This is a genomic window from Bradyrhizobium sp. Pha-3 (assembly GCF_042258325.1).
Classification (GTDB): domain Bacteria; phylum Pseudomonadota; class Alphaproteobacteria; order Rhizobiales; family Xanthobacteraceae; genus Bradyrhizobium; species Bradyrhizobium elkanii.
The window spans coordinates 1,640,546-1,653,556 of the sequence record NZ_CP170151.1 but is presented as its reverse complement, the minus strand read 5'-3'; the positions used below and the strand labels follow the sequence as shown (position 1 = coordinate 1,653,556).

Annotated in this window: 11 protein-coding genes; 4 read left to right on the top strand and 7 right to left on the bottom strand. The window is 66.3% G+C overall.

Features of this window, described 5'->3' with window-relative positions; translation table 11 throughout:
* Window positions 1–8: 8 nt before the first annotated feature.
* On the top strand, window positions 9–1,577 hold the full coding sequence (locus ACE10X_RS07955; protein WP_028341065.1) for a GMC family oxidoreductase: 1,569 nt from the start codon (window positions 9–11) through the stop codon (window positions 1,575–1,577).
* A gap of 94 nt (window positions 1,578–1,671) precedes the next feature.
* Here ACE10X_RS07955 and ACE10X_RS07950 read toward each other — a convergent pair whose 3' ends face one another.
* Together ACE10X_RS07950 and ACE10X_RS07945 are read right to left on the bottom strand one after the other, a co-directional pair.
* Complete coding sequence (locus ACE10X_RS07950) at window positions 1,672–1,977, bottom strand: DUF6966 domain-containing protein (RefSeq protein ID WP_157788143.1); 306 nt, start codon at window positions 1,975–1,977, stop codon at window positions 1,672–1,674.
* A gap of 7 nt (window positions 1,978–1,984) precedes the next feature.
* Entirely contained in the window at window positions 1,985–2,305 is a 321-nt protein-coding gene (locus ACE10X_RS07945) for a ribbon-helix-helix domain-containing protein (protein ID WP_016848007.1), read from the bottom strand.
* 232 nt (window positions 2,306–2,537) lie between these two features.
* Between ACE10X_RS07945 and mutL the strand changes: the two genes are divergently transcribed.
* Entirely contained in the window at window positions 2,538–4,343 is a 1,806-nt protein-coding gene (mutL, locus tag ACE10X_RS07940; RefSeq protein WP_038388020.1) for a DNA mismatch repair endonuclease MutL, read from the top strand.
* 145 nt (window positions 4,344–4,488) lie between these two features.
* Here the strand turns inward: mutL and rsmD are convergent, their stop codons facing one another.
* Both rsmD and ACE10X_RS07930 read right to left on the bottom strand, forming a co-directional pair.
* Window positions 4,489–5,052, bottom strand: a complete 564-nt coding sequence (rsmD, locus tag ACE10X_RS07935; RefSeq protein WP_038388021.1) for a 16S rRNA (guanine(966)-N(2))-methyltransferase RsmD — start codon at window positions 5,050–5,052, stop codon at window positions 4,489–4,491.
* A 6-nt stretch (window positions 5,053–5,058) separates the two neighbouring features.
* Window positions 5,059–7,101: a pseudouridine synthase gene (locus ACE10X_RS07930; RefSeq protein WP_038388022.1), complete on the bottom strand. Its 2,043-nt coding sequence runs from the start codon at window positions 7,099–7,101 to the stop codon at window positions 5,059–5,061.
* 140 nt (window positions 7,102–7,241) lie between these two features.
* Between ACE10X_RS07930 and ACE10X_RS07925 the strand changes: the two genes are divergently transcribed.
* On the top strand, window positions 7,242–7,688 hold the full coding sequence (locus ACE10X_RS07925; RefSeq protein ID WP_244978690.1) for a nucleoside deaminase: 447 nt from the start codon (window positions 7,242–7,244) through the stop codon (window positions 7,686–7,688).
* A gap of 269 nt (window positions 7,689–7,957) precedes the next feature.
* Here ACE10X_RS07925 and ACE10X_RS07920 read toward each other — a convergent pair whose 3' ends face one another.
* The gene (locus tag ACE10X_RS07920; protein ID WP_038388023.1) at window positions 7,958–8,863 is read right to left on the bottom strand and encodes an alpha/beta fold hydrolase; all 906 of its coding nucleotides are present in this window, start codon (window positions 8,861–8,863) and stop codon (window positions 7,958–7,960) included.
* Between the two features lie 120 nt (window positions 8,864–8,983).
* Here ACE10X_RS07920 and ACE10X_RS07915 point away from each other — a divergent pair, with 120 nt between their 5' ends.
* Complete coding sequence (locus ACE10X_RS07915) at window positions 8,984–10,216, top strand: acyl-CoA dehydrogenase family protein (RefSeq protein WP_038388024.1); 1,233 nt, start codon at window positions 8,984–8,986, stop codon at window positions 10,214–10,216.
* A 134-nt stretch (window positions 10,217–10,350) separates the two neighbouring features.
* Here the strand turns inward: ACE10X_RS07915 and ACE10X_RS07910 are convergent, their stop codons facing one another.
* Both ACE10X_RS07910 and purD read right to left on the bottom strand, forming a co-directional pair.
* On the bottom strand, window positions 10,351–11,676 hold the full coding sequence (locus tag ACE10X_RS07910; RefSeq protein WP_038388025.1) for an adenylate/guanylate cyclase domain-containing protein: 1,326 nt from the start codon (window positions 11,674–11,676) through the stop codon (window positions 10,351–10,353).
* A 46-nt stretch (window positions 11,677–11,722) separates the two neighbouring features.
* Entirely contained in the window at window positions 11,723–13,000 is a 1,278-nt protein-coding gene (gene purD, locus ACE10X_RS07905) for a phosphoribosylamine--glycine ligase (protein ID WP_038388026.1), read from the bottom strand.
* Between the last annotated feature and the right edge of the window lie 11 nt (window positions 13,001–13,011).

Sequence of the window (13,011 nt, the reverse complement as noted above, 5' to 3'; positions counted from 1 at the left end):
AGGAAACAATGGCAAAATTCGATCTGAATGACAGCGGCGTTGTGGTGATCGTCGGCTCCGGTGCCGGCGGCGGAACGCTCGGCAATGAACTGGCGCAGAAGGGCGTCAAGGTCGTGATCCTGGAGGCCGGCCCGCGCATCGAGAACCAGGACTTCATCAACGATGAATGGGACAGTTTTACCCAGCTCGCCTGGTCCGACGCGCGCTCGACCTCAGGCAGCTGGCGCGTCCACCAGGACTTTCCGGGCCTGCCGGCCTGGATCGTGAAGGCGGTCGGCGGCTCGACCACGCACTGGGCCGGCGCCTCGCTGCGTTTCGACGAGCACGAGTTCAAGATCAAGTCGGCCTATGGCGCCATTCCCGGCGCCAACCTGATCGACTGGCCGATCACGCTCGCCGAGATGGAGCCGTGGTACGCCAAGGCCGAGGACAAGATGGGCGTCACCCGCACCAACGGCATCCCCGGACTGCCCGGCAACAATAACTTCAAGGTGATGGAAGCCGGCGCGAAGAAGCTCGGCTACAAGGAAGTGCACACCGGGCGGATGGCGATCAACAGCGAGCCGCGCGACGGTCGCGGCTCCTGCCAGCAGATCGGCTTCTGCTTCCAGGGCTGCAAGTCGGGCGCCAAATGGTCGACGCTCTACACCGAGATCCCGAAGGGCGAAGCCACCGGCAACCTCGAAGTGCGTCCCGGCAGCATGGTGATCAAGATCGAGCACGACCAGTCCGGCAAGGTCACCGGCGTGGTCTATGCCGATTCGACCGGCGCCATGCAGCGCCAGAAGGCCCGCGTCGTCGCCGTTGCCGGCAACTCGATCGAGAGCCCGCGGCTCTTGCTCAACAGCGCCTCCAGCATGTTCCCGGACGGGCTCGCCAATTCATCCGGCCAGGTCGGCCGCAACTACATGCGGCACATGACCGGCAGCGTGTATGCGAGCTTCGAGAAATCGGTGCACATGTATCGCGGCACCACGATGGCCGGTATCATCCGCGACGAGGCCAAGAACGATCCGAAGCGCGGCTTCGTCGGCGGCTACGAGATGGAGACGCTGTCGCTCGGCCTGCCCTTCATGGCCGCGTTCCTCAATCCCGGCGCCTGGGGACGCAGCTTCACCAGCGCGATCGAGGGCTATCCGCGGATGGCCGGCATGTGGCTGGTCGGCGAGGACATGCCGCAGGAGACCAACCGCATCACGCTGGACCCGAAGATCAAGGACAAGTTCGGCATGCCGGTCGCCAGCGTGCATTTCGACGATCATCCGAACGACGTCGCGATGCGCGATCACGCCTACAAGCAGGGCTCCGCGGTCTATGAGGCGGTCGGCGCTACCGTGACCTACCCGACGCCGCCCTACCCCTCGACCCACAACATGGGCACCAACCGGATGAGCGAGAAGCCGCGCGATGGCGTTGTCAACAAGTTCGGCCAGACCCACGACATCAAGAACCTGTTCGTCTCCGACGGCAGCCAGTTCACGAGCGGTGCTGCCTGCAACCCGACGCTGACGATCGTGTCGCTGGCGATCCGGCAGGCCGACCACATCGCCGGCGCGATGCAGCGCAAGGAGATCTAGCAAGAAAATACAATTCCCCTCTCACTGAGGCGGCCTTGCCCAACTGGACAAGGCCGCCTTTCTTTAGGGGTTATTGCCTTTGACAGTCTCGGAGCTACGACCCGCTGATATCGGCGTTATTCCTGATCGAGATCGCTAACTCCCGGGCTTGGGTTCGAAGCCGGTCTATCTCATCGTTTGATGATGATGAGACCAGATCATTAAATGACCCCATCCCGCCGTAGGCACTCAACAGTCGCTCGATGCCATGAAAATCGCCATCGACAATTTCGCGACGGGACTTTTCCATCCAATCGGCCCAACGCGAACCCCACCTATCTTCACGCAGCAAAGCCGCTAGGCGGTCCAAAACAAGGATGAGTTCCGGTACTACGGCCGAAGGCGACAAACGACTATTCAAGTGAGGCCTATTCCGCCGCATCCATGATCGCCGCCGCCCCGCGATAGTCCGGAACGACTGCCGGCGCATTCGCCTTGGCGCGGTAGATCAGGCAGGAGCAGCGCAGCAGTGACGCGAAATTGTTCACCTCGCCGTGATGATCGAGCACCTCGTTGTGCAGGGTGGTGAGGAACTTGGCCAGCGTCATGCCTTCCTTGGCCGCGATCTCCTCCAGCGTATCCCAGAACGACATTTCCAGCCGGATCGAGGTGCAATGGCCGTCGATCCGCAACGATCGGGTCTGCGATTCATAGTCGCGTTGCGGCTGATGCGCGAAAAGATGGCACATGGCGTTCCTCCGGCGAGAACTTATAATTTTTCTAAACGATATACCTGTGCGCGCGGCCCCACAATCGGGACGTAGGGCGTAACGCGCCGGCCGCCGAAGCCAAGCGTCTTCAAGGCGATAGGCCGGACTCATCCCCAACCCGCATCCGGCCGCCAGATCGGTCCCATGCATTTGCCGGCGCGGCGACTTATAGTAACGGCCAGCCTCGAATCGCTCTCCGACCGTCCAATCCATGCCCGTCCGCCAGCTTCCCGAACAGCTCGTCAACCGCATCGCCGCCGGCGAAGTGGTCGAACGCCCCGCGAGCGTGGTCAAGGAACTGGTCGAGAACGCGATCGACGCCGGCGCCAGCCGGATCGACGTTTTCACCGATGGCGGCGGGCGGCGCCGGATCGGCATCACCGACGATGGCGGTGGCATGACCCGCGCCGACCTCACGCTTGCGGTCGACCGTCACGCCACCTCCAAGCTCGACGACGAAGACCTGCTGCGCATCCGCACGCTCGGGTTCCGCGGCGAGGCGCTGCCATCGATCGGCGCGGTCGCAAAGCTCGGCATCACGACGCGTCATGCCAGCGAGCCGCATGCCTGGTCGCTGTCGGTCGAAGGCGGCGAGAAGTCGGAGATCATGCCGGCCGCGCTCGGCCAGGGCACCCGCGTCGAGGTCAACGAACTCTTCTACGCCACGCCGGCGCGGTTGAAGTTCCTCAAGACCGACCGCACCGAGGCGGAGGCGATCCGCGAGGTGGTGCGGCGGCTCGGCATGGCGCGCCCGGACATCGCCTTCACGCTGGCCGGCGAAGAGCGCGCGCCGGTCACCTGGGCCGCGGCGCTGCCCGGCGCCGCCGGCCGGCTGACTCGGCTCGGCGATATCCTGGGTGCGGATTTTCGCAGCTCCGCGATCGACGTGCGCGCCGAGCGCGAGGGCGTCGTGGTCGAGGGCTTTGCCGCCGCGCCGTCGCTGACCCGCGCCAATGCGCTCGGGCAATATCTGTTCGTCAACGGCCGCCCGGTGCGCGACAAGCTGATCCTCGGCGCGGTGCGCGCGGCCTATTCAGATTATTTGCCGCGCGACCGCCATCCGGTCGTGGCGCTGTTCGTGACCTGCGACCCGCAAGAGGTCGACGCCAATGTGCATCCGGCCAAGACCGAGGTGCGCTTCCGCAATGCCGGCTTGGTGCGCGCGCTGATCGTGCACGCCCTGAAGGAGGGCCTCGCGCGCGAAGGCAGGCGCACCGCGGCCAATACCGCCGACGGCGCCGCGCTCTCGGCGTTCCGCCCCGCCTTCACGAGCAATTGGGACTGGCGCGGCTCGCCGTCCTATCCGGCTGGTCCGATGCGCGCGTTCGACGGCGCGGCGGCGCCGGCCTTCGCCGAGCCCGGACAGGCCGCGTTCGACGTCGGCGCGCCGACCGCCGATGTGCGCTTCGAGGCCGCGCCCGCGCCCGATATGCTCGACCGGCCGCTGGGCGCTGCGCGCACCCAGATCCACGAGACCTACATCGTCTCGCAGACCCGCGATGGCCTCATCGTGGTCGACCAGCACGCGGCCCATGAGCGCATCGTCTATGAGAAGCTGAAGGCCTCGCTGGCGAAGAACGGCGTGCAGCGGCAGATCCTCTTGATCCCCGACATCGTCGAGCTCGATGAGGCGACGGTCGAGAAGCTGCTCGATCGCGCCGAGGAGCTGGCGTCGTTCGGGCTCGCGATCGAATCCTTCGGCCCCGGCGCCGTCGCCGTGCGCGAGACGCCCTCGCTGCTGGGCAAGACCAATGCGGCCGGGCTGCTCCGCGACCTCGCCGAGCACATGGCCGAGTGGGACGAGGCGCTGCCGCTGGAGCGCCGGCTGATGCACGTCGCCGCCACCATGGCCTGCCACGGCTCGGTCCGCGCCGGACGCCGCCTCAAGCCGGAAGAGATGAACGCGCTCCTCCGCGAGATGGAGGACACGCCGAACTCCGGCCAGTGCAACCACGGCCGCCCGACCTATGTCGAATTGAAGCTGAGCGATATCGAGAAGCTGTTCGGGCGGAGGTAGTCTCCATCCCCGTCGTCCCGGGCAAGCGAAGCGCGACCCGGGACCCATAACCACCGATCTCCCGTTTGAGAGAGGCTGGGGCCCCAGCGTGCCTTCACAACACAGTTTCGTGGTTATGGGTCCCTGCTTTCGCAGGGACGACACACTAAATTGCGGTGACAGCTCGCAAGAACACGAACTCCGTGTCATCATACGCGCGCCGCTCGAGCTCCTCGAAGCCCTCGGGCGCCGCGAATGCCGCGGCCTTTGCCTCTTCCACCACGAGCAGCGCGCCCGGCGTCAGCCAGCCGCCGTCGCGCAGCGAGGCGAGCGCCTTGTCGGCGAGGCCCTTGCCATAGGGCGGATCGAGAAACACCAGCGAGAACGGCTCGACCGGATGTGCAGGTCCAAGATCGGTGGCATCGCGCCGATAGACCTTGGTCGTGCCGCCGAGGCCGAGCGACTCGACATTGTTGCGCAGCAGCGCCCGCGCCTCGGCGCCATTGTCGACGAACAGCGTGAACTTGGCGCCGCGCGAGACCGCCTCGATGCCGAGCGCGCCGGTGCCGGCAAACAGATCGAGCACGCGCGCGTCCTCGATCGGATTGTCGTAGGCGTGGATCAGAATGTTGAACACGGACTCGCGCAGGCGGTCCGCGGTCGGGCGGATCTCGCGGCCCGACGGCGAAGCCAGGTTGCGGCCCTTCAGCCTGCCCCCAACTACACGCATTGACCGTTACTCGTCCTTCGGCGTGAGATCGCGCTTGCCGTGATAGCCGCGCTTGGGACGGCGTGGCGGGCCGTAGCCGCTGGCCTCGTCCTCGTTACGGGCACGCGCTTCCTCGCTGCCGGTGCGCTGCACCAGCACGCGGCGGCCCTTGCGGTCATTGATCGTTTCGCGCTTGCTCGGCTTCGGCTTCCTGACAGGCGTATCGTCGCCGTCGGCGGCGTCACGCTGCTCCGGCCGCGTGAAGTCGGCACCCGCGATCTTGGCGATCTTCTCGCCGAGCTGCTCGCGCAGCACCCGCGTCTTGACCTCCTCGACCTTGCCCTCCTCGAGCTCGCCGAGCTGGAACGGGCCGTAGGAAATCCGGATCAGCCGGTTCACCTCGAGCCCGAGATGCGCCATCACATTGCGCACCTCGCGGTTCTTGCCTTCGCGGATCGCGAACACCACCCACACATTGGCGCTCTGGTCGCGTTCCAATGTCGCGTCGATCGGCCCGTATTTGACGCCGTCGACCTCGACGCCACCCTTGAGCTGGTCGAGCTGGCCCTGTGTCACCTCGCCATGCGCGCGCACGCGATAGCGGCGCAGCCATCCGGTGTCGGGGTGCTCCAGTGTCCGCGCCAGGCCGCCGTCATTGGTCAGCAGCAACAGGCCCTCGGTGTTGAAATCGAGCCGGCCGATCGAGATCAACCGCGGCAAGCCCTCTGGCAGATTGTCGAACACGGTCGGCCGCCCCTCGGGATCGGCATGCGTCGTCATCAGCCCGCGCGGCTTGTGATACATGAACAGCCGCGTCCGCTCGCGCGGCGGCAACGGCTTGCCGTCGACCGCCACCACATCGTTCTCGGTGATATCGAGCGCCGGCGAGTTGATCACGCGTCCGTTGACGGTGACGCGCCCTTGCGTGACGATCTCCTCGGCATCGCGGCGCGAGGCGAGACCGGCGCGCGCCAATACCTTGGCGATGCGTTCGCCTGTCTTCTTCGGCTTCGGCTCGGGACGCTCGCGGCGATCGTCGTAGGAGCGTTCGCGATAGGCGCCGCGGCCGCCGAAGGCCGGGCGCTTCGCAAAGACCTTGCTGTCGTCCTCATTGTCGCGGCGCGGCCGGTCGGAGAAGCGGCCTTCGCTGCGCGGATGTTCCTGCCAATCGGTGCGGCCTTCGGGGCGCTCGCGGCGGCGGTTGTCGCCACCAGCCTCGTCCCGCTCCCAGCGCGGCCGGCTGAACTTCGGCCGCTCATGGCGATCGCCCTGCTCGCGATCGTCGCGTGAGCGCGAGAATCTGGGCCGCTCGCCGCCGCCACGATCATCGCGCGGCCTGTCGTAACGCGGCTTGTCGAAATTGCGCGGGCCGTCGCGGAACGGACGCGAACCCCGCTCCGGACGATCGGAGCCGCCCTCGCGCTTCTGCCATGGCTTGGATTCGCCGCGCGGCGGCCGATCGCCGAAGTCCTTGCGCGGGCCGCGATCACCGCGATCGGCCGGCCCGCGCTTGAACTTGCTGTCGCCGCCGAATTTCCGCGCGGGCCGGTCGCCGCCGCGCGAGGGACGATCGCCGAACGATCGCTCGCCACGCGGCGTATACGGCCGCTTCTCGCCGTCGCGCTCGCGCGCCGCGTAAGGCTTGCGGTCGCCGAACTTCCGATCGGAAGACCGCCCCGCCGGGCGGGCATCATCGCGATCGCGCCGCGGCGCGCGGTCGTCGCGATTGAAGTTCGGGCGGTCGCCACGGGGCGTGTAGGGCCGCTTTTCGCCGCCGCGGTCTTCGCGCGGCTTGAACGTGCGCCTCTCGCCATCGCCGTCACGCGCGGGCCGATCGCGGAACGGCCGATCGCCGCGGGGGCGGTCGTCGCGGTTGAACCTCGGCTTGTCGCCGAACTCGCGGCGCGGCGGACGGTCCTCGCGATCGCCGCGGTAGGGCCGCTTTTCGCCATCACCCTTGCCGGCAAACTTCTTGTCCGGGCCACGGGCGGCACCGGAGCGCCCCTTGCCGCCGCCGGGCCGGTCCCGCCGGCCGCGGGAATCGTTGTTTTTGTCGCTGTCGCGGGGCATGAATGTTCTCGCCTGGAGGTTCAATTGGGGCGCAGGGCAACCGGCGATACGCGCGCCATCTGGGCGCGACTGGCGCAAAACCGGCATCCACTTCTGCTGAAGGCGACGCTACTAGCAGGTTTCTTCCGATGATACGAGGCATGTCTGCCCCTTCTTTCATGGATCTGGCGCTAAAAACCGCCGAAAATGCCGGAAAAGCGGGCGAGGTTCCGATCGGATGCGTGATCGTGCGGGGCTACGAGGTGATCGCCACCGCCGGCAACCGCACCCTGACCGACCGCGATCCGACGGCCCATGCGGAAATCCTCGCGATCCGGCAGGCCGCCGAGGCCATCGGCACCGAGCGGCTGGTCGATTGCGACCTCTACGTGACGCTGGAGCCCTGCACCATGTGCGCAGGCGCAATCTCCTTTGCCCGCATCCGCCGGCTCTATTACGGCGCCGCCGACCCCAAGGGCGGCGCGGTCGAATCAGGCGTGCGGTTCTTCGCGCAGCCGACCTGCCACCACGTGCCGGAGGTCTATGGCGCGGTCGGCGAGACCGAGTCCGCGCGCCTGCTGCGCGAGTTCTTCAGGGAGCGACGATGACGAATCCGTAGCGCGGACGACCTGTAGCCCGGATGAAGCCAACGGGTCGCGCGAACGCGCGCCCGATGACAGGCTCCGCGCAATCCGGGGAGATATCTCCGCGGAGAGATTCCCGGATTTCGCTGCGCTCCATCCGGGCTACGCAAGATCTTGATCCCGTCATCCTGAGGTGCGCGCAGCGTCTCGAAGGATTGACGGCCACCAGTCGGGCCGATTCATCCTTCGAGGCTCGCTCCGCTCGCGCCTCAGGATGACGGGCAAAGACTGCATCATCCCGCCAGGAAAAACTCCCGCAGCAGTTTCGCGGTCGCGTCCGGAGCCTCCTCGGGCAGGAAATGTCCCGACGCCACCGGCGCGCCGCTGACATTGGTGGCCCAGGTCTTCCAGGTGTCGAGCGGTGTCGTTGCGGCGCTCGCAACCCCGGCATCGCCCCACAGCGCCAGCATCGGGACCGTGATCTTCTTGCCGGCGTCGACATCGGCCTTGTCGCTCTCGTAGTCGGCATAGGCGCCGGCGCGATAGTCCTCGCACATCGCATGGATGCGCGCGGGATCGCGGAATGGCGCGAGGTAGTGCGCGAGCGCGCGCGGATCGATCGCCTCCAGCGTCTTGCTTTTGGTCTGGCTCGCCATCTTCTCCCTGAGGAAGAATTCGCCATTGTTGGAGATCAGCGTCTCCGGCAGCGGATAGGGCTGCGCCAGGAACGCCCAGTGATAGATTTTCAGCGCCGACAGGCGATTGAGCTTCTGCCAGTAGTCATAGGTCGGCGCGATATCGAGCACCGCAAGCTTCGACAGCCGGCCGGGATGATCGAGCGCGAGCCGGTACGACACCCGGCCGCCGCGGTCGTGGCCGGCGAGCGCGAAATGCACGTGCCCGAGTTGCTCCATCACCTCGATCATGGTCTTGGCCCAGGCCCGCTTGGTGTAGGGCGTATGGTCCTTGTCGCTGTCCGGCATATCGGACCAGCCGTAGCCCGGCAGGTCGGCGATGATCAGCGTGAAGCTGTCGTCGAGTTTCGGCGCAACCGTGTGCCACATCACATGCGTCGACGAGAAGCCGTGCAGCAGCAGCAATGGCGGGCCCTTGCCGCCGACGCGGGCGAAGATGCGGCCCTGCGAGGTGTTGATCCATTTTGATTCATAGCCGGGAAAAAGATCAGCGAGATCAGGCATCGGTAGCTCCTTCCCTGTCGCGGGCGCTGCTTCAAACTTTGTTCGGCGTTGCCGCTGGCTTTGGCGAGGTTTATGCCATCCTCAAGTCCCGCCAACAACAACATGAAACGAGGAAGTGCCATGTCGATCGACTTCGAAATCCCGGCCGAAGCCAAGGCGATCCGCGAGAAGGTTCGCAAATTCGTGCACGACGAGTGCATTCCGGCGGAAAAGGAACTCGACACCAAGCCGCTCGCCGAGGTGCTGGGACCGCTGCGGAAGAAGGCCCGCGCGCAGGGTCTGTGGTGCCCCTTCGTGCCCAAGGAGTACGGCGGTATGGGGCTCGGCCCGCTCGCCAACGCGCTGGTGCAGATGGAGCTCGGCGAGAGCATGCTCGGCGCGCTCTCGATGAACACGCAGGGACCGGACGACGCCTCGATGATGACGATCCTGGCGCATGGCACCGAGTACCAGAAGGAAAAATTCCTCAAGCCCCTGCTGAACGGCGAGAAGCGCATCTGCTTCTCGATGACGGAAAAGGCCGCCGGCGCCGATGCCACCGGCATGCAGACCACGGCGGTGAAGGACGGCAACGAGAACTACATCCTCAACGGCGAGAAATGGTTTTCCTCGTCGGCAAGCGTCGCCGACCTCGCGCTGGTCATGGCGAAGACCGATCCGAACGCGCCGCGCCACAAGCAGTACTCGACCTTCATCGTCGAGCTGCCCAACCCCGGTTACCGCATCAAGCGCAACGTCGCCAACATGGCGATCGAGGGTCCGCATGACGACGTGATCCATGGCGGCCACTCCGAGATCGAGATCAAGGATCTGAAGGTGCCGGCCGACAACCTGCTCGGCGGCGAAGGCAACGGCTTCAACATGGGCCAGCACCGCCTCGCCTACGGCCGGCTGCGCCACGGCATGCACAACGTCGCCAAGGCGCAGCGCGCGCTCGACATGGCGGCCGCCCATGTCACCAAGCGCTCGACCTTTGGCCAGTTGCTGGCCGACCGCCAGGCGGTGCAGTTCATGCTCGCCGACTGCGCGAGCGAGCTCTATATCGGCCGGCTGATGCTGCTGCACATCGCCTACAAGGCCGAGAAGGGCCTCGACATCCGGCAGGAGAACTCGATCGCCAAGATCTTCCACGCCCACATGGTGCACAAGGTGATCGACACCGCGATCCAGCTGCACGGCGCGCTCGGCTTCAGCCAGGATACGCCGCTGGCGAAGTGGTACACCCAGGTGCGCTCGCAACGGCTGGTCGACGGGCCCGACGAGGTGCACAAGTGGAAGATCGGCAAGAACGTCATCAAGGCGTTCCGCGAGCACGGCACCACGGCGTCAGCGGCGGGTGGGGATTTGCTCTGACCACTTCGTCATTCCGGGGCGGCGCAACGCGCCGAACCCGGAATCTCGAGATAAGGTGAGAAGGTGCCCACAACATCGAGATTCCGGATCGGCGCGCGATGCGCGTCGTCCGGAATGACGGCGTGGGGCGGGGCCTAACCGCTCGCCGCAAACAGCTCCCATGTCCCGGGCAGTCCCTTCAGCTCGAACGCGCCGCGCTCGGCGAATTTCAACCCGGCGCCCGCGACCAGATCGGTCACCACGCGCGACACCAGCACCTCGTTCGAGCCGCACTGCGACATCACGCGCGCCGCGGCGTGTACCGCTATGCCGCCGATATCCGCTCCCCTCACCTCGATCTCGCCGGTGTGCAGGCCTGCTCGCACCGGCAGGCCGATCTGCCGCGCGGCCGAGCCGAACGCCAGCGCACAGCGTACGGCGCGGCCGGGACCGTCGAAGGTCGCCAGAATGCCGTCGCCAGTGCTCTTCACCAGATGGCCGCGATGGCGACCGACCATCTGCTGCGCGAGTTGATCGTGATCGTCGAGCAGACGTCGCCAACGATGATCTCCCATCACCGCGGCACTGCGAGTGGAATCGACGATATCGGTGAACAGCACGGTCGCAAGCACACGGTCGAGCTCGGCATCACCACCATCGCGATGGCCGGTGACGAATTCCTCGATATCGCCGAGCATCGCCTCGGTCTCGCCGACCCAATAGTAGTGATCGCAGCCCGGATATTCCACGTATTTCGCGCCGGGGATCGAGCGCGCGACGGCACGGCCGAGCGCCACGGGAACGCGGGCATCGCCGGTCCGATGCAGGACAAGCGTCGGAGTCTGGAGCATCGGCAGGATCGTCGTGACGTCGATCGCGCGATTGAGAACCAGCAGCGTCCGCAACGCTCCCGGACTGCTCGACAGCCGCTCGAATTTCGCGATCTGCGCGATCACTTCTGCATTCGTTGCCTGGCTCGGCGCGACAGTCTTGACCGTGTCGCCGGAACCCCAGTTCTGCACGATCTCGTTGCAGCGCAGCTGCCACACGTCGTCCGCCAGGCGATCCTTCGAGCGGGCAAAACTGCCGAGCAGAACGAGATGCGAAACGCGGTCCGGATAGGTCGCTGCAAACAGCACACTCATCGGACAGCCCTCGGAGAAGCCGAACAACACCGCCTTCGTGGAGCCGATGGCATCCATGATGGCCCGGACGTCGTCCATGCGCTGCTCGAGGGAGGGCGCGCCGGTCATCCGATCCGACAATCCCTGTCCGCGTTTGTCGAAGGTCACGACCCGGGCGAAGCGCGACAGGCGGCGCAGCACGGCGGTGTAGCCGGGCATCTCGTGCATGAACTCGATGTGCGAGAACAAGCCGGGGACAAGGATGATGTCGACAGGACCATCGCCTATCACCTGATAGGCGATGCTCGCGTCGGCGCTTTGCGCGTAGTGCGTCTCGGGCAGTCTGAAATCGGTCATTCGAAGGCCCCCGGGCGCGCCATTGTCGCCGCTGAGGCCGGATCGATCAACCCTTCTCCGCCTCCACCGCCTGCCAGGCGATGTCGCGGCGGCAGAATCCGTCCGGCCATTTGATCCGATCGACGGACTGGTAGGCGCGGTCGCGCGCCTCGGTCACCGTCTTGCCCATCGCGCAGACGTTCAGCACCCGCCCGCCATTGGCGATGATTGCGCCATCCTTCGCCACCGTGCCGGCGTGGAAGATCTCGACGCCCTCGACCTTGGCGGCGTCGTCGAGACCGTCGATCCGCGTGCCCTTGATGTAATCGCCGGGATAGCCCTTGGCCGCCATCACCACCGTCAGCGCCGGGTCCGGATACCAGCGCAGGTCGAAGTTCTTCAACTGCCCGTCGATGGAGGCGAGCAGCGCCGGCACGATGTCCGACATCATCCGCAGCATCAGCACCTGGCACTCGGGATCGCCGAAGCGGACATTGTATTCGAACAGTTTTGGGCCCTGCGCGGTCAGCATCACGCCGGCATAGAGCACGCCCTTGAACGGCGCGCCGCGGCTCTTCATCCCGGCAACCGTCGGCAGGATGATCCGCGCCATGATCTGGTCGTGCACCTCAGGCGTCACGAACGGCGTCGGCGAATAGGCGCCCATACCGCCGGTGTTCGGCCCCTTGTCGTGATCGAACACCCGCTTGTGGTCCTGCGCCGAGGCCAGCGGGATCGCGGTCTCGCCGTCGCACAGCGCGAAGAAGCTGATCTCGCGGCCCGACAAAAATTCCTCGATCACCACCTCGGCGCCGGCCGAGCCGAACGCGCCCTCGAACATCATCGCGATCGCGGCCTCGGCCTCGGACAGCGTCTGTGCCACCACGACGCCCTTGCCGGCCGCAAGCCCATCGGCCTTGACCACGATCGGCGCGCCCTGGGCGCGGACATAGGCCACCGCGTCCTTCGCATTGTCGAAGCGGCGATAGGCACCGGTCGGAATGTCGAACTCGCTGCAGAGGTCCTTGGTGAAACCCTTGGAGCCCTCGAGCTGGGCGGCCTGTTTGGCGGGCCCGAACGCCTTGATATCGACCGCGGCGAGGTCGTCGACGATCCCGGCGGCGAGCGGCGTCTCCGGACCGACCACCACCAGATCGACCGCATTGCGCCGGCAGAATTCGATCACCGCGGCGTGGTCGGCGACGTCGAGCGCGACGCATTCGGCCTCGCGCGCGATCCCGGCATTGCCCGGCGCGCACCAGAGTTTCGTCACCAGCGGAGACGCGGCGATCTTCCACGCCAGCGCATGTTCGCGGCCACCGGAACCGAGCAGGAGGATGTTCATCTGTGTCGCCG